Below are 17,051 nucleotides of genomic sequence, written 5' to 3' on the forward strand. Positions count from 1 at the left end.
GAAGGTGAGGGTGAGGGTGAGGGTGAAGGCGCGGGTGGTGATGACCGGCGGGCCGTCCGGCGTCAGGCCTTCGCTCCGCCGTTCACCGTGCCCGGCGGTCGCGGCCTCGGGTCAGCCGACGGGCTCCACCCGCATCCCGGCCGACTGACCGCCCGCCTGACCGCCCAGCCGCTCCAGCCCGCCTGGCCGTCCCGGCTGCCCAGACCGCCCGGCCGCCCAGACCGGCCGCCCCCCGGCCGGCCTGTCGGCGAAGCGCACGCAGCGCCCGTGGCCGCCGGCCTGTCGGCCGTCGGTCCGGGACCTGCTTCGTCACGACGCGCGGACGCGTCACGCGTGCTGGCATGAGAAGACCCCCCCCACAGGCAGACCACAAAGGCACGCCTGACAGTTTGACAACGTTGTCAGGAGTTGGTGCCTCAGTTTTTACGCAGATGCGCCACGAGTCAAGAGGTGTGCGGTGCCGGGCGCGATCATCTCCGCGCCGGTGGTGCGAGGCCCGGCCGGGTCGCGTGGTTCGCCGGGTGGATCATCCGCAGGGCTGAATAGGGGTGAACCCATGGCTTCCGCCGGTTGAACCTTCGTATCCGAGGTGAGATCGGGGCCGCGACAGCGAACCCGTGTGCGGTCGGGCTGATCTTCTTGATCGAAGCAGGTCAGTCGCCCCGAGGAGTCACGCCCTGATGTCGAGCAGCACCACGTCCACCGGCATACGTACCTCCACGTCCGTCGGCATACGTACCCTCCCGGCGAGCGGCGGAACCGCACCGCCCCGCGGCCATGCCCTGCGGCTCGACATCCAGGGGCTGCGCGCGGTGGCCGTCGGTCTTGTGGTGCTCTCCCATGCCGGTGTGTCCCAGGTCGGCGGTGGTTACATCGGCGTCGACATCTTCTTCGTGATCTCCGGCTTCCTCATCACGGCGCTGCTGCTGCGTGAACTCGCCGCCACCGGCCGGGTGTCGGTCCGTTCCTTCTACGCCCGCCGGGCACTGCGGCTGCTGCCCGCGTCGTCCCTGGTCATCGCCGTCACGCTGGGCGGGGCGTGGCTGTTCCTTTCGAAGGCGCGGCTCACCGAGTACGCGGGCGACGCCCTCGCCAGTGCGCTCTACGCGGTCAACTTCCGGCTGGCGGCGGCCGGTACGGACTATCTCGCCGAGAACAGCCCGCCGTCGCCGTTCCAGCACTTCTGGTCGCTCGCCGTCGAGGAGCAGTTCTACCTGGTGTGGCCGCTGCTCCTGCTGCTCACCTGGCGCGTCGCCCGCGGCCGGCGCCGACTGGTCGCGCTGCCGCTCGCGGCACTGTGTCTGGTGTCGTTCGGGGCGAGCGTCCTCCTGACGAACGCCTCGGCGCCCTGGGCGTACTTCGGCTCCCTCACCCGGGCCTGGGAACTGGGCGCCGGAGCCCTCCTCGCGCTGGCCACCGGCCGGCTGGAACGACTGCCCGCCGCCCTCGCGGCCCCGCTGAGCTGGCTCGGCCTCGCCTGCGTCACGCTGGCGGCCTTCTGGTACGACGACGAGACGCCCTTCCCCGGCTACCACGCCCTCCTGCCGGTCGCCGGCGCCGTGCTCGTCCTGGCCGGGGGCTGCGCGCCCACCCCGTACGGCGCGCGGTGGCTGCTGGGGCGGCGACCGCTGGTGTGGCTCGGCGGTCTCTCGTACGGCTGGTATCTGGCGCACTGGCCGCTGCTGGTGATAGCCCCGGCGGCGCTCGGCCGCCCCGACGGTACCGCCGAACTGCCGCTCGCGCTCGGGCTGTGCGCGGTGGCGCTCGGCCTGGCGTGGTTGACCTTGCGCCTCGTCGAGAACCCGGTCCGCTTCCACCGGGCCTTCCATAAACGTCCCCGCCGCGCCCTGGCCTTCGGGGTCGCGCTGACCGCGGGCGCCTCGGCGCTGTCCCTGACGGCGACGGCGGTCCCGCCGACGATCGAGGTGGGCGGCCCCGCGCCCGCGCTGGCACAGGCTCTCTCCGACGCGCCCGCCGCCCAGGCACGTCTCACCGAACTCCTGACGTCGTCCCCCACCGCCCTGCCGAGCAACCTCGCCCCGCCCCTGCCGAAGGTGAAGTCCGCCCGCTCCGCGATCTACCGGGACGGCTGCCACGTCGACTACGCCGCCACCCGTGCCCGGCCCTGCGTCTACGGCGACCCGGCCTCCTCCCGTACGGTCGTCCTCTTCGGCGACTCCCACGCGGCCCAGTGGTTCCCGGCCCTGCGACGGCTCGCCACCGCACGCGGCTGGAAGCTGGTCTCGATGACCAAGGCCTCCTGCAAGGTCGCCGACGTGACCATCGTCAGCGGCCACAAGCCGTACACCGCCTGCGACACCTGGCGCTCCGACGCCGTGGCGAGGATCAGGACCCTGCGCCCCGCCCTGGTCGTCGTCACGTCCTCGGACGCCGGCGACCCGGTCCGCCCCGCCGCCGACCTCCTCCACCAGTGGACCACCGGCTTCGAGAACACCTTCCGCGACCTGCGCGCTTCCGGCGCCCGGGTCGCCGCCCTGCTCGACACCCCGTGGCCCGAGGGCGACCCGGTCGACTGCGCCGCCAGGAACTCCCTGCAACTGCACGCCTGCGCGAACCACCTGCCGGCCGCGACCCGCGACGCGACCCGCGGCGCCGCCGTACGAGCCGCCGCGTCCACGACGGACACCACCGTCATCGACCCCACCCCCTGGCTCTGCGCGCCCCGCACCGGCATCTGCCCCGTGGTCGTCGCCGACACCGCCGTCTACCGCGACGACAGCCACCTCTCGGAGGCGTACGCCGAGGCGATCGCCCCGGTTCTGGCGCCGTCGCTGGATCGGCTCGTGGGCGGCTGAGCGCGGTTTGCGTCGCTCGATGTCAGGCGACGTCGGTATCGACTCCGACTCCGACTCCGACTCCGACTCCGACTCCGACTCCGACTCCGGCTCCGGCTCCGGCTCCGGCTCCGGCTCCGGCTCCGGCTCCGACGCCGTGACCGTCGTGGTGGAGCCGGTAGTGCTGGGCGAGGAGATCACGGCCGTAGTCGTTGCCGTTGGGCGACCGCACGATGGTGTGGACGTGGAAGCGGGCGGGCTCGGGGTTCGTGAGGAAGACACCGGGGTGGTTGTCGTACTCGACCAGGAGTACGGGGGACTGGATCCGGTAGTAGAAGGCGCACTCGTCGTCGTGGCCACCGCGCCAGGCGAACCGTGTCTCGTCGAAGTGCTCGCGGACGAGCTCCAGTTCGCGTTCGGCCTGGGCGGGCGGGAGGCGGTCGAGATAGACCCGGATCAGTTCCACCAGGCCGTCACGCTGGTCGGCCGGCAGGCTTGCCGCGACGATTCCCTCGGGAGGCAGGACGAGGTTGTCACTGCCCGCGCCGGCCAGATGCCGTCCGTTCCACGGGCCGGCGAGTTCGGGCGGAAGGTCCTCCGCGCGCAGGGACGGCCCCATCAGGAACTCGTCCTCCCGGCCGGGCTCCAGGGTGCGGCGGAATGCCAGGGCGACCTCGGTCTCGTCACCGAGGGCGGTGATGCCCTCGAAGCGGCCGGTTCCTGTCGTGGGCTCGGCACCGAGGAACACGGGGGCGAGCACCACCTGCCCTCCGACGAAGACGCAGTGCAGATCCACGTGATGGCCCATCAGCTGCCATCCCCACGGGGAGTCGTCCGAGGGAGTCCCGAAGACGGTGAACCAGTAGGCGAACTCCGTGAGGGTGTCCCGGTAGTCGTCGATGAGTTCGCCGAGGTTCTCGTTGAGCGCCATCGCCGCTCGTACTTGGGCGTAGCCGGCAGAGCTGAGACTCGCCTCTATGACAGCGAGCGCGTGGTCGCGGTCACGGTCGGCGAGCCGTTCCAGGCGCATGCCCTTCGGGTGCCAGGTCGGGATCGCGTTCGTCCACAGCCGCCATTCCGCGGCGTCCATCGGCAGGGCGGCGACCACACGCTGATGGGGCGCCAGTCCGTCGAGGTAGGCGCGGGCCGCCATGACGGCGGAGCGCGGGGACGTCTTCGTACGGTCGTCGAGTCGGTAGAGGTCCGGGCGCGGCGTGCCGTTCTCGGTGATGCCGACGTAGGGATCGAGGTGACGGCGCAGGCCGGCGGTCAGTTCGAAGGCCGCCTCCGGGGGCAGCAGGTCGTCGAAGAGATACGAGTCGACGATCGGCAGATCGCCGCGCGTGGCGGGGAGGGGGAAATCTCCCGGGTGCCGCTGGTGAGACATGAGGCATCGGTCTCCTTGCTCGGTCTGCTCGGTCTACTCGGTGGGAACGGCGAGGACGTCGCCCGGCAGGAGGAAGCGGTTCTCGATCCGCCGGGAGGCGATGAGCCACCGGCGAGCCTCCCCGTCCGGTACGTCAGGTCTGTCCGGTACATCCGGCCCGTCGGCCCGGACGAAGCGGTCGAACACGTCGGCGACCAGCACCGGAACGGTCGTCGGGACGGGGGGCGTGCCGTCCTGCGCGTAGAGCACGAGGGCTGATACGGCCTCCACGCTGTCGGTCTCGTGACGGAGGACGTGGAAGTTGGACATCAGGTGACGTGAGACCCGCGGCCCCCGTGCGGCGCGGGCGCCGTACACGCCGTTGATCTCGTCGGCGCCGCGGAAGGTCCGGCGCGAGAACGTCAGCTCGGCGTCGGCGGTGAAGAAGCCGGAGGCCGCCGAACCGTCACCGTGGTCGATCTCGAACCACAGCGCCGTCACCAGCATCGACAACTCGGTCTGTATGAGGGAAGGAGAGAGGGCGGGGGAGAGGGAGAGCGCGTGGGCCGGGCCGCCGACCGTCCGGGTATCGGTCGTCCGGGTGTCGTCGGTGGCCTGAGCGGCGGCGGTCCGTGCGTCGGGGGTCATCGGGTGGCCGCCGTAGTGGCGGTGCCTACACCGTTCACCAGCGCCTGCGCGCCCTGGCGCAGCATCGTGGTGTCGGCTCCGAGGACGACGAAGTCGTACCCGCGACGGTCCAGCAGTTCCGACGCGTCGGCCGAGGTGCCGACGGAGGCCGCCGTGGTCCCCAGGGTGATGTGGTGGTCGCCGCAGCGTCGTTCGGCGGCTGCGACGAGGTCCGCCGGCCTGCCGACACCCTCGCGGAACCGGCTGGAGACCGCGAGATCGGTCGGGCCGATGAAGACCGCGTCGACGCCGGGAACCTCTCCGATCTCGACGATCGCCGCGAGAGCTTCGGCGCTCTCGGCCTGGACGACGAGGCGGACCTCGTCGTTGCCGGACCGCAGGTAGTCGCCGAGGGTGTCGAGCCCCCACCGGCCCGCCCGTCCGGAGGTGCTGGCGCCGCGTCGTCCGAGCGGCGGGAAGCGAGTCGTCCGTACGGCCTCCCGCGCTCGGGCGGCGTCGTCGACCTGCGGGACGAACAGGCCGGCCGCACCCGCGTCGAGCGGGACCTGCACATCGCGTGGCGCGGTGCCGGCGACCCGGACGAAGGGCTCGATCCCGCAGCCACGGGCCAGCCCGATCATGGTCGACATCGTGCGGGTGCCGATCGCGCCGTGCTCGGCGTCGATCACGACGAAGTCGAACCCGGCGAGTGCGAGCAACTCGACGCTCTCCGGTGCGGGGAGCTTGACCCAGGCCCCGAGCCGGGGAAACGACGGATCGCCCGTCACCGGTGGGCTCCCTGGTATGCGTCGGCGTTGAGTACCCACCCCTTCGCGAGGAAGTCCTCGCGCGGTGGGGCGAAGACGTCGACGAGCGTGTGCGGGCCCGCGCCCACGGCGCGGGTGGTGTGCACGACGGTCGGCGGTATCAGCGTCATCGAGGGACTGCCGACTCGGACGTCCTCGTCGTCGCGCCACTCACTCATCCGGGCCGTCCACGGGACCCGGAGGTGATGGGCGTAGTTCCCGGCGAGGGTCACCGACATCTGCTCGAAGTCCTCGTGGGAATGCGGCGAGAGCCGTTCGGTGTCGCGTGGCCCCTCGTGCACCGGAAACCAGTTCACCATCAGCGACGTCGTCCGGAAGATCCGGCCGAGACGTCCCTCGTCGTCGGGTACGTCACGCAGGCGATGTACGCGGATGCTGTCGCTGTCGCTGTCGCTGTCGCTGTCGCTGTCGCCGCCGTCGCCGTCGGCCTTGCCGGGCGCCGGTAGCGGTGCGGCCCGCGGGTCGGCCCCGGCGGCGTGGTTGACGGCCCGCCTCATCTGCTCGTCGCAGCGGGCGGTGAACACTCGTACCACCGTGGTCGACGACGCCGCGTGCACCGTACTCGTGCCGGCCGGTACGACGACGAGTGCGGGCTCGGACACGGGTGCAGAGGGTCGGCCGTCGTGCTCCACCCTCACCACCGCGTCGTCCTGGACGAGCAGCACGTACTCGTCCGGGAGACCGTGCTCGGTGAGGCGGTCACCCGCTTCGAGTTCGGTGATCGCCACCACGAAGTTGCGGCCGCACAGCGACCACGTCCGGCTGCCGCCGGCGGAGACCAGGTCCGGATCACGTTCCGCGAGCTCGTCGACGACGGAGGTTCCTACGATTGCGGCGATGGTCATCGGCCTCTCCTATGGCATCGCATTGCATTGCATTGCGCGTTGGCGGTCGGCGAAGAGCGCTCTACACCAGCACGGACACCGTGCCCCGGATGCCGAACAGCGACTTCCCGTAGATCTCGGCGGCCACCTCGGGGTTGAGCACGGCGTGCCGGCTCCCGGTCTCGATGTCGCGCCAGACGCGCTGCAGCGGGTTGGACTCGCCGAAGCTCGAAGCCCCCTGGGCCGAGCACACGATGCGGACCGCCTCGCGCGCGTGGACCGCCGCCATTCCCGCGTCCATCCGCATCCGGGCCCGCGCGTCGTAGGAGGGGAACGCCCCGGCCCGCGCGGCCTCGTCGATGTCGGCGGCAGCGCGGTAGGCGTGCAGTTGGGCGGAGTCGGCGAACGACGCGGCGTTCGCGGCGGCGAGCTGGATGGTGGGCGCCTCGGCCTGGGTGGCGTAGTTCGTCATGGTCAGCGCCCGCAGCGGGGCCTTCTCCACCAGGAGGTCGACGGCCGCCGCAGCCAGCCCGAGCTGGGGCCCGGTCAGTACGAGCGCGGCGGCCGGCACGAACGGTGCCCGGTAGAGCGTCTCGTCGGTGAACGGTGTGGCGTAACGGCCCTCGACGGCGTCGGGGACGGAGTGGAAGCGGTGCGCGGGTACGAACAGGTCCTCGCCGACGAGTGTGTTCGACGCGGTCCCGCGCATGCCCGCCACGAACCAGGTGTCCTCGACGGTCAGTTCGGCCATCGGCGCGAGCACGATGCCGACGGCGTCCGACGTGCCCTCGGCGTCCGGCCGGGTGACCCCGAGGACCGCCCAGTCGGCGTGGGCGCACCCGGAGGCGGGGGCCCAGCGCCCGCTCACCCGGTAGCCGCCTTCGACGACGCGCGCGGTGCCCGAGGGCGTCACGACGCCGGCGATCCGCGCGTCGGGCTTGTCCGCCCAGACGTCGTCCTGGGCCCGCGCGGGGAAGAGACCGACGAACCACGCACTCGCATTGAGCAGGGAGGCCACCCAGGCGGTGGAGCCGCAGGCGCGCCCTGTCTCGCGGCTGACCTCAAGCAGCGTGCGGTAGTCGGTCTGCAGGCCGCCGTAACGGGCGGGCTGCATCAGCGAGAGCAGACCGGCTTCGGCCAGGGCGCCGACGTTCTCCGCGGGCACCCCGCGCTCACGGTCGGTCCGGTCGGCGTTGCGAGCGAGCAGCGGTCGCAGGGTGGCGGCGCGCTCGACGAGCTCGGCCCGCAGCGCACGCGCCGCGTCGGTGGTGCGGGGGGCGTCCATGATGATGCTCATCGTCGTCACTCACTCCGGTGTCGGGGGTCGTGCGGGGTACGGGGCACAAAGCACCGTTACGGGTACGGGCTCGGGTACGCACACGGGTACGCATACGGGCTCGGGTACGCGGTGCGGGTGCGGCTCAGCTCGCGACAGCGAGAAGCGAGTGCGTGCCGAAGACCCGGCGCGCGTAGACCAGCGGGGCCGCGGCGGTCGACTCGGCCTCCTCGATGTGCACGACGAGCAGGATGTGGTCACCGCCGTCCACGTGGCGTTCGACGCGGCCCGCGGTCCAGCCGGCGGACTCGGGCAGGTAGGGAAGTCCGGCGCGGACGGTCCAGGTGACGCCGTCGAACTTCAGGCCCGGTCCCCGGTGCCGACGGGCGAACGTCGATGCCAGCTCCTGCTGGTGGGCGCCGAGGATGTTCACGCCTACCGGGTCGCCCGGCTGGAGGTGGGCCAGCAGCCCCGAGGCGCGGTCCAGGGCGAAGCTCACCAGCGGGGGGTCGAGCGAGAGCGAGGCGAAACTCGACACGGTGCTGCCGTGCGGGCGGCCGTCGGCGGCCGTCGCCGTCACCACGGTGACCGGGGCGCACACCCCGCTCATCAGCTCGGTAAAGGTCTCTCGGTCGATCATCATGCGCCTCCCGGTGTGTGGATGTCGGGTTACGTGGCCCAGCGGATCGCCGCTTCCGACATCACCAAGTGAACTTCGGCTCCGGGGGTGGCCGCTTGGTCTGCCGGCTCAGGATTCCGGTCTCCCGTTGGTCCCCCGCGCCGGTCCGGGACTGCCGCGCCGGCCCGGGCCGCGACCGCCGGCCGATCGAGCTCACCGCTCGGCGTCGTGAGACCCGTGAAGCTCGTGAGGCTCGTGAGGCTCGTGAAGGGGGCGAGGCAGGAGGACCGCGTCCCCCAGTTCCTCGGCGAGTGCCAGAGCGGTGTGGAGGGCGAAGCGGCGGTCGTCGAGGTCGTGTCCCAGCACCTCCTGGGCCCGCTTCACGCGATAGGTCACGGTCCCCCTGGCCACATGCAGGCGGCGGGCGACCTCCACGAGGCTGCGCTCGGCGCCGATGTAGTGGTGGAGCGTGGTCCGCAGTGCCTCCATCGGCGCGCCGCGGGCGGCGAGCCCGCCGAGTTCGCGTCGTACGAAGTCACCGGCGGCGTCGAGATCGGTGGCCAGCAGCGCGATGGTGGCGACGTCGGCGTAGGCGGTCGTACGCCTCGGAGCCCGCCCGGCCTCCCGCCGCAGCCGCTCGACCCTCTCCCCGCGCTCGGCCTCGCGGTGAGAGCGGCGGAAGCCCGCGACGCCGTCGACGGGAGTTCCGAAGGCCGCGTGCGCCCGGTGCCGCGACAGTGCCTCCTCGACGGTCTGCCACTCGGTCTGCCACTCGGTCTTCCGCGCGGCCTCCGCGCCGGGCTCCCACGGGCCGGTCCGGCGCGTGCCACCCGGGGGCACGGTGCCCCATGCCCACAGCCGCCCGGAGGCGACGGGTATGACCAGGGTCGTCGTGGCGCCGCGGGCCCGGAGCACCTCGGTCGCCGCCGCCTGCAGCGTGGAGCCGCCGTTCGGCGAGTCCGACCACACCACCACCGCCTGGTGGGTCCGCCACAGGTCGTAGCCGAGGACCCGCGACGCCTCGCCGACGTCCGTCGCCGCGGCCGTCGCGGCATCGTTCAGCAGGGAATGTACGGTGTCGGCCCGTGCCGCGGCGGCGCTGGTGCTCCACACCTCGTGCTCCGCGAGGTAGGTGCGGATCATGGTGTCGGAGAGGTCGTCGACGTACGAGAACAGCTCGCGGGAGACCGCCGTGACCTCGTCGACCGCCTTGTCCGGGCCGTTCGGGTCGTCCGGGTCGTTCGGGCCGATCAGTTCGGCGCAGGCCCGCAGGAACGCCTCGGTCGTTGCCGCGTGCCCGATCCGGACGCCCTGCAACACCTCTTCGAGAGGTACGCCCCGGTGCACGAACTCGCGGATGCCCTCCAGGGTCGCCTCAGTGGTGGGCGGGGCGGCGGCCGGTCCTTCCACCAGCGTCAACAACGCCCGCAGGGTGGTCACTTCGTTGCCCCGGCGGAGCAGTTCGACCGCGGCGGGGCTGCCGCCGAGACGTGGCACCTCCGCGACGATCCGCCGCACGACCACGGAACTCAGCTCGATCGCCCAGCGCACGGGGTCAGCGCCGACGCGCGCGACGGCGTTCTCGACGATCGCGCGCGGGCATGCCACCCGGTCGATGTCGACCTCACCCCGCGGGCTCAGCCGCGCGACCCAGGCCCGCTGTGGCCGCTGTGGCCGCCGTGACCGCTGTCGACCGGTCCCGGTCACACCGCCGCCCTCCCTCGCCCTCGGTGTGCCGGGGTGACGTCAGCCGGCGGCGAGGGCTTTGCCCGCGGCGGTGGCGGCGTCATGGGCGGTCTGCTTCAGCTGGGCGCCGAGTGCGGCGAACTGGTCGAGTTCGGGCTTGATGCCGACGAGAGTGAACTCCCGCTCCACGACGGTGAGTTCCGCGCCCCATGCGTCGGCGAGGACACGGCGCAGGTACGGGGTGCTGTGGTCCCAGCCCTCCTTCGGGGTGCCCTTGGAGTAGTTGCCGCCGCGGGTGGTCAGCAGGACGACCGGCTTGCCTTCGAGGACGCGGTCGCCCGCGGTGCCCCCGGTGACGACGGCACCGGCGATGACCAGGTCGATCCAGCTCTTCACGTGGGCGGACACGCCCCAGTTGTAGAGGGGGAACGCGAGGACGACGGCGTCGGCCGAGATCACCTCGTCGTAGACCTCCTTGGCCAGGGCGTCGGCCGCCTTCTGGGTGTCGCTGCGCTGGTCCACGGGGGTGTTGTGCGCGGCGTCCACGGCGATCGCCCACGCGTCCGAGGGCAGCGGGTCGGTACCCAGGTGGCGGGTCACGACCTTCTCGTCCGGGCGCCCGGCCGCCCACTCGGCCAGGACCAGGTCGGCCAGCTCCTTGCTCGCCGAGATCGGGCCGAGGATGCTCGCGTCGATACGCAAGAGGGTCATGGAGAAACTCCCTGAGTTCGTCATGTCGTCAGCACGCACGGACCTCCCGGCCCGATGCGATCGCGCGGATTGAACATTCAACCCGTGGTGTGATGGTGCCACGATTGGGTTGAATGTTCAATCCGTCCCTCCGGGGACGCGCGGGGGTCGCGGAGCCCCTTGCAATTGATCACCTAAGCTGGAGGAGTGAGTGAGGACGTGCCCTGGCTGACACCGACGCAGCTTTACGCCTGGATGCAACTGACGGGTGCGATCACGCAACTGCCCGCGGTGGTCGATGCCCAGCTGCGCCGTGACTCCGGCTTGAACTTCTTCGAGTACTCGATCCTGGCCGGCCTGTCCGGTGCCCCGCAGCTGGCGATGAAGATGGCCACGCTGGCGCAGATGGCCAACGGCTCCCAGTCGCGCCTGTCGCACGCGGTCAGCCGGCTTGAGAAAGCCGGCTGGGTCGAGCGGCGCACCTGCTCGGAGGGCTCGCGCTCGGTCGAGGCCGTCCTCACCGACGCCGGCCAGGAGAAGATCGTCGAGGCCGCTCCGTTCCATGTGCGCGAGGTCCGGCGCATGGTCATCGACCCCCTGACCGCCGAGGAACTGGGCCAACTGCGCAACGCTCTGCGCAAGATCATGCTGGTGGCCTCACCCGAGGCGGTCCGGCTCATCGACGAGACCTACGCCGAAAAAGGGCACGTCCCACCGGAGTGAGACGGGACTCGCGGGCGCTATGCGGCAGTTGCCGGCGGCTGCCGGCAGCAGTCAGCGACTGGCAGCCGTTGGTCAAAGTTGGTCAAAGGGGAGACTGCCACGTCGTTGTCGCGTCCTCCTCCCTGTTCCCATCCCCGGCAGCGCCGACGTCCCCGTCGGCGGACACCGTGAGGCGTACCCCCGGGCGGCCGTCCGGGAGCGTCACCGTCGCGTCGACCGTGACCCTGATACGGGACGTGCCGGTGCGGCGGGACGCGGCGGCGAGGGCGTTCCGGAGGGCGGTGAGGAGCTGCCCGGCCACCGGGTCCGGGATGCGGGTGTCGACGAGCCCGGTGAACTGGACCGACGGCTGCACGCCGAGGACCGCCGTGGCGCCCGCCGTCTCGCGGAGCACCTTGCCCCTGAAGCTGGTGGGGGCGTCGGCGGGCGGCTGCTGCAGGGTGAAGATCGCCGTACGGACCTCCTGGACGGTCGACCTGAGTTCGTCGACGGCCCGCCCGAGCGTCGCGTGGACCCCGGCGTCCCGCTCCTCCGCGGCCGTGCGGCGCTGCGTGGACTCCAGCATCAAGCCGGTGGCGAAGAGCCGCTGGACGACCAGATCGTGCAGGTCACGGGCGATCCGGTCGCGGTCCTCGAAGACGGCGAGCCGCTCCCGGCGCTGCTGGGCGTCGGCCAGCACCAGCGCCAGCGCGGCCTGCGAGGCGAACTGCGTGGCCAGCAGCTTCTCCGCGGGGCTGTACGGAGGGTCGCCGCGCCGGCGGGGGAGGGCGAGGGTGCCGATGAGCCGGCCCTCGGCCTGGAGCGGCAGCATCATGCTGGGCCCGAATCGGTGCCGTACCGGAGTCGTCATGCGCGGGTCGGTCGCCGAGTCGTCGATGAACACGGGCTCCCCGCCGAGGAGTTGCTCCAGGACCGCGCTGCCCGGCGCGATGACCGTGCCGATCAGGCCGCCGGGCCTGGCCGGCGCCGACGCCGCGACGATCTCCATGCCGCCCTCGTCCGTGGGCTGGAGGATCACCCCGGCCGACGCGTCGGCGAGGACACGGGCGCGCTCGGCGACCGTCATCAGCGCGTCGGCCGCCGCCTCACCGGTGAGCAGCGCCGTCGTCACCGCCGCCGCGCCCTCGATCCAGCGCTCCCGCCGGCGGGCCGTCTCGTACAGCTGGGCGTTGCCGATCGCGATGCCCGCCTGGGCGGCCAGCAGGCGCGCCACCTGCTCGTCCTCGGAGGTGAACGGGCGGCCGTCGCGCTTCTCGGTGAGGTAGAGGTTGCCGTACGCCTCGTCCCGCACGAGCAGCGGTACGCCGAGAAAGCTGTGCATCTCCGGGTGCCCGGGCGGGACTCCGTACGAACGCGGGTCGGCGGTCAGGTCGGTGAGTCTGAGCGGCGCGGGCTCCCGGACGAGGGCGCCGAGCAGGCCCCGCAGTCCGCTGGGCGGATGCTCGATGCGCGCCCGCTCGTCCTCCGTCAGCCCGGTCGTGCAGAACTCCGCGAGGCCGCTGTCGCCGGGGCCGAGCACGCCAAGCGCCGCGTACCGGGCGCCGGTCAGCGTGGCCGCGTTCTCCACGACGCGCTGCAGCGTGGCGCGCAGTTCGAGGTCACTGCCGACATCGAGGACGGCTTCGAGGAGACGGGGGAGCGGGGGGAGCGGGCTCTGCGGCGTAGGCACGTACGGATGCGGATGCGGATGCGGATGCGAATGCAAGGCGGATGCGGGTGCTCAGCCGGCTGTCGAGTCGAGGACCAGCGGTTCGATCCTGCCCTCCAGCATCTCGCCCAGGCCGAGGACCGCGCACACCTCGGGCCGTTCGGCGATGTGCACCGGCATACCCGTCGCCTGCCGCAGCATCTGGTCGAGGCCCGGCAGCAGTGCGCTGCCGCCGACCATCATGATCCCGCGGTCGGCGAGGTCGGCCACCAGGTCCGGCGGGCAGGCGCGCAGCACCTTGCCGATGCCGTCGAGCACGGCGGTCAGCGGGGTCTGGATGGCGTCGCGTACGGCGGCCGTGTCGACCTGTACGGAACGGGCGAGACCGGTGGCCACGTCCCGGCCGTGGATCTCGGTGGAGGCAGGGCCGTGCGGCGTGAGGCCGTTTCCGGAGAGGGCGAGCTGCAGGGGGCGTACCGACTGCGAGGGCAGCATCAACTCGTGGTGGTGGCGCAGGTGCTGGACGATCGCGTGGTCGATGGCCTCGCCGCCCACGGGGATGCGTTCGGCGGTGACGATCGAGCCGAGCGACAGCACGGCGACCTGGGTGGCGGCGGCCCCGCACACCATGATCATGGTGGCCTCGGGGCGCTCCACGGGCAGTCCGCAGCCGACACCGGCGGCGATGAGCGTGTCGACCAGTTCGACGCGCCGCGCGCCGAGACCGACGAGTGTCTCGACCGTGGCGCGCTGGGCCAGCGGGTCGGAGTCGTGCGGGGTGCAGGCGGCGGCCCGCAGCCGGGGCTTGCGGCGCAGGGTGCGGCGGACCTTGTCCCCCAGGAGCTGGCGGAGCATGCGCTGGGCCATCTCGATGTCGACGACCGTGCCGCCGGAGACGGGGCGTACGACGCGGATGTAGTGGGGAGTGCGGCCCGTCATCTTCTCGGCGAACTCACCGACCGCGATCAGCGCGCCGGTCTTCGTGTTCACGGCGGCGACGCTCGGCTGGTCGACGATCAGCCCGGCCCCCTTCACGAAGACACGGGTCCTCGCCGCCCCCAGGTCGACGGCGAAGTGGCAGCGGCGCAACTGCTCCAGACTGGCAGTCATGGCGGGTCCTCCCGAGAACGCAGACCGTGGGACTTCGCCGGGCGGCGGTCCTCCCTACGCATCGTGCGGGAGCTGACAAGGTGTCGCCCTCCGGAGTGGGCCGGGTGGGGTGCCGCTGGATGGGTGGTCTTCGGGGCGTACGGGCAATCGGGTGGTGGGCGGGGACGCTCCCCTTGAGGTGTGGAGAGGGCGAGGGGCGTGGAGGGTGCGTGCTCGTCATGGGCGTGGGTGTGGTCTCCGGTAAGCCAGGGCGGCACCGCTGGGGGTGACACCCACTGGACCGGGGGAGCTACGTGGCGGACCGGGGGGAACTACGTGGCGGGCGGCAGCGGTTCCACGATGCCGCGCACCACACCCAGCTCCACCAAGTCCTGGGGGCGGATGCGGAGTTGGTCGGCCGTGGCCCGTACCTCCTGCGCGGGGCGCTTGAGGATGGCGGCTGCCGACTCGGGGGCGATGACGGAGAAGTAACTGTCCGGCGTGGCCCACGTGTTGTCCGCCGCCGCGAGGGCCAGCGCACCTCCCGAGCCGCCCTCCCCGATCAGCAAGGTGGTGATCGGGGTCTCCGAGGCCGCCACCGCTCCGAACAGGTCCGCGATCGCCGCCCCCGCGCCCTGCCGCTCCGCCTCCGCGTCATTGGCGGCACCAGGGGTGTCCACCAACGTCAGCACGGGGATACGGAGCCGGTCCGCGAGCCGGACCAGCCGGGCGGCCGTGCGGTAGCCGGCGGGGCGTGTGGCGGTGCCGGTCTGGGCGGCGTAGGCGACCGTACGGCCGTCCTCCGCCCGGACGCCGAAACCGCAGAGCATGCCGTCGTCGGTGCCGCCGCAGCGGTCGCCGCTGATCGCCGCGCGGTGGATGAGGAGGGCGTCCAAGTAGGCGTGCGCGCGCGGCCGTTGAGGAGACCGGGCGTTGTGTACGGCCTCCCAGCCGGTGGTCGGCAGGCCGGTGTCGCCCAGCGCCGGAGGAGGCGGGACGGGTTCGGCCGACGTGATCGACGTGGCGGAAGTGGCGGACGTGGCGGAGATGGCCGATGTCGGCGACGTCGGCGACGTGGCCGACGGACGGCTCAGCAGGCGCAGCCAGAGTGCCAGTGCCTCCGGCAGCTCCCGCTCGGGCACCACCGCGTCGACCGCTCCCGCCGCCAGCTGCGCCTCGGCCGTGTACGCGGCCGGGTCCGCGTCGGGCGGCCGGACCCGCGAGCCGGCGAAACCGACCTGCGCGCCCGGCAGCGCGAGGATCACGTCGGCGCCCGCGCCCAGGGTGGCCCAGCCGCCGCCCGTCGTCGGGTCGCGCAGGACGGCGATCTGGGGAAGGCGGGCGGCGCGGGTGAGCGTCGACTGCCGTGCCACACGCTGGAGTTGGATCAGTGCGCGCATGCCCTCCTGCATACGGCTGCCGCCCGTCGCGACGAGCGAGACAACAGGGAGGCGGTGCTCACGCGCGTACGTGTACGCGGCCTCCAGCCGGTCGCCCGTGCGCTCGCCCAGCGAACCGCCGAGGAAGCCGAACTCGAACGAGATCAGCACGGCCGCGGTCGTACCGAGGGCGGCGGTACCGAGAATGGCGGTACCGCAGACGACGGACTCCTGCTCACCGGTGCGGTCGGCGGCTCGGGCGCGCGAGGCGTCGTACCCCTGCCAGGACAGTGGCCCGTCCGGCCCGTCCGGCGCGTACGGGCCCGGTGGGACGGGTAGTTCGGAGAAGTCGGCGGCGACGAGACGGATCGCTTCGCGGGCCGTGAACCGCCGGGAACCCATAGACCTCTCAGACCTCTCAGACCGCTTAGTCCCCCCAGTCCCCTCCGACCCCTCCGACCCCTCAGTCATGAGTCAGGGCGCGTTTCATGATCTTGCCCATGTCGTTGCGGGGCAGGGTGTCGAGGTAGTGGACGACACGGGGGCGCTTGTGGGGTGCGAGGCGGCCGGCCACGTGGTCCGCCAACTCGTCGGTGGACGGCGGGGCCTCGGGGTCGGCGGGCACGATCCACGCCACGATCCGTTCACCGAGGTCGGCGTCCGGTTCGCCCGTGACCGCGGCCTCCCGTACGCCGGGGTGCTCCAGGAGGGCGTTCTCGATCTCGCCCGCCCCGATCTTGTAGCCGCCGCTCTTGATGAGGTCGGTGGCCTTGCGGCCGACGATGCGTACGTACCCGTCGGGGTCGCGGACCGCCATGTCGCCGGTGCGGAACCAGCCGTCCTCGGTGAAGGCCGCCGCCGTAGCGTCGGGCCTGTTCAGGTACTCGGTGAAGAGGTTCGGCCCCCGGACCTGGATCTCGCCCACGGTCTCCCCGTCGTACGCCTCCACGGCCGTCGTCCCGTCCTCCTCCGTCAGCCGCAGCCCGACACCGGGCAGCGGTACGCCGACCGTGCCCGCCCGGGGCTCGCCGTCCGCGCGGACGCTCGTGTTCATGAGGGTCTCCGTCATCCCGTACCGCTCGATGACGCGTCGGCCCGTCGCCTCCGCGATCCGCTGGTGGTCGTGCACCGGCAGGGCCGCCGAACCCGACACGAGCAGCCTCGCCTTCGCCAGCGCCTTCGCGAGGGCCGGGTCGTCGGGCAGGGTCTCCGCGATCCGGTGGTACATCGTCGGGACCCCGAACAGCATCGTGGCGCCGGTACTCAACTCCCTTGTCACGCCCGCCGTTTCGAAGCGGCCGAGATGCCGTACCGATCCGCCGCGGCGCAACGGGCCGAGGATGCCCAGGATCAGGCCGTGTACGTGGAAGAGGGGGAGGCCGTGCACGAGGACGTCGTCGCCGGTCCACTGCCAGGCGTCCGCGAGGGCGTCCAGCGTGGTGGCGATGGCCCGGCGGGGGATGACGGCGCCCTTCGGAGGGCCGGTGGTGCCGGAGGTGTAG

General features: G+C 72.3%; 14 protein-coding genes. 2 read left to right on the top strand and 12 right to left on the bottom strand.

Translation table 11 applies throughout. The features are described from left to right. Positions 1–680 precede the first annotated feature (680 nt). Positions 681–2,816, top strand: a complete 2,136-nt coding sequence (locus AOK01_RS34630) for an acyltransferase family protein (RefSeq protein WP_055518721.1) — start codon at positions 681–683, stop codon at positions 2,814–2,816. 22 nt (positions 2,817–2,838) lie between these two features. Here AOK01_RS34630 and AOK01_RS34635 read toward each other — a convergent pair whose 3' ends face one another. From AOK01_RS34635 to AOK01_RS34670, 8 genes are all read right to left on the bottom strand, one after another. Beyond that, on the bottom strand, positions 2,839–4,182 hold the full coding sequence (locus tag AOK01_RS34635; protein ID WP_055518723.1) for a DUF3500 domain-containing protein: 1,344 nt from the start codon (positions 4,180–4,182) through the stop codon (positions 2,839–2,841). A gap of 33 nt (positions 4,183–4,215) precedes the next feature. Beyond that, positions 4,216–4,809 carry a nuclear transport factor 2 family protein gene (locus AOK01_RS34640; RefSeq protein WP_055518725.1) on the bottom strand — a complete coding sequence of 198 codons (594 nt, stop codon included), beginning with the start codon at positions 4,807–4,809 and terminating at the stop codon, positions 4,216–4,218. After that, positions 4,806–5,576 carry an HpcH/HpaI aldolase family protein gene (locus AOK01_RS34645; RefSeq protein WP_055518726.1) on the bottom strand — a complete coding sequence of 257 codons (771 nt, stop codon included), beginning with the start codon at positions 5,574–5,576 and terminating at the stop codon, positions 4,806–4,808. Before AOK01_RS34645 ends, AOK01_RS34640 begins: the two co-directional genes overlap by 4 nt. Beyond that, complete coding sequence (locus tag AOK01_RS43855) at positions 5,573–6,460, bottom strand: cupin domain-containing protein (RefSeq protein ID WP_055518728.1); 888 nt, start codon at positions 6,458–6,460, stop codon at positions 5,573–5,575. Before AOK01_RS43855 ends, AOK01_RS34645 begins: the two co-directional genes overlap by 4 nt. A 61-nt stretch (positions 6,461–6,521) precedes the next feature. Continuing rightward, positions 6,522–7,736: an acyl-CoA dehydrogenase family protein gene (locus tag AOK01_RS34655; protein WP_079104008.1), complete on the bottom strand. Its 1,215-nt coding sequence runs from the start codon at positions 7,734–7,736 to the stop codon at positions 6,522–6,524. A gap of 124 nt (positions 7,737–7,860) precedes the next feature. Beyond that, the gene (locus AOK01_RS34660) at positions 7,861–8,358 is read right to left on the bottom strand and encodes a flavin reductase family protein (protein WP_063792915.1); all 498 of its coding nucleotides are present in this window, start codon (positions 8,356–8,358) and stop codon (positions 7,861–7,863) included. A gap of 189 nt (positions 8,359–8,547) precedes the next feature. Beyond that, positions 8,548–10,041: a PucR family transcriptional regulator gene (locus tag AOK01_RS34665; RefSeq protein ID WP_055518730.1), complete on the bottom strand. Its 1,494-nt coding sequence runs from the start codon at positions 10,039–10,041 to the stop codon at positions 8,548–8,550. A gap of 39 nt (positions 10,042–10,080) precedes the next feature. After that, positions 10,081–10,731, bottom strand: a complete 651-nt coding sequence (locus AOK01_RS34670) for an FMN-dependent NADH-azoreductase (RefSeq protein WP_055518731.1) — start codon at positions 10,729–10,731, stop codon at positions 10,081–10,083. 186 nt (positions 10,732–10,917) lie between these two features. Between AOK01_RS34670 and AOK01_RS34675 the strand changes: the two genes are divergently transcribed. After that, on the top strand, positions 10,918–11,433 hold the full coding sequence (locus AOK01_RS34675) for a MarR family winged helix-turn-helix transcriptional regulator (protein ID WP_198427945.1): 516 nt from the start codon (positions 10,918–10,920) through the stop codon (positions 11,431–11,433). An 82-nt stretch (positions 11,434–11,515) separates the two neighbouring features. On the opposite strand, the gene AOK01_RS34680 is transcribed toward AOK01_RS34675, so the two are convergent. The 4 genes from AOK01_RS34680 to AOK01_RS34695 all read right to left on the bottom strand — a co-directional run. Then, complete coding sequence (locus tag AOK01_RS34680) at positions 11,516–13,102, bottom strand: GAF domain-containing sensor histidine kinase (protein WP_055518744.1); 1,587 nt, start codon at positions 13,100–13,102, stop codon at positions 11,516–11,518. 51 nt (positions 13,103–13,153) lie between these two features. Beyond that, positions 13,154–14,191, bottom strand: a complete 1,038-nt coding sequence (locus AOK01_RS34685) for a rod shape-determining protein (RefSeq protein ID WP_055518733.1) — start codon at positions 14,189–14,191, stop codon at positions 13,154–13,156. 311 nt (positions 14,192–14,502) lie between these two features. Beyond that, the gene (locus tag AOK01_RS34690; RefSeq protein ID WP_055518735.1) at positions 14,503–15,951 is read right to left on the bottom strand and encodes a carboxyl transferase domain-containing protein; all 1,449 of its coding nucleotides are present in this window, start codon (positions 15,949–15,951) and stop codon (positions 14,503–14,505) included. 61 nt (positions 15,952–16,012) lie between these two features. Continuing rightward, on the bottom strand, positions 16,013–17,051 hold a 1,039-nt coding region (locus tag AOK01_RS34695; RefSeq protein ID WP_055518737.1), incomplete at its 5' end, for an AMP-binding protein.

It is taken from the genome of Streptomyces aurantiacus (assembly GCF_001418335.1).
In the GTDB taxonomy this organism is placed as follows: domain Bacteria; phylum Actinomycetota; class Actinomycetes; order Streptomycetales; family Streptomycetaceae; genus Streptomyces; species Streptomyces aurantiacus.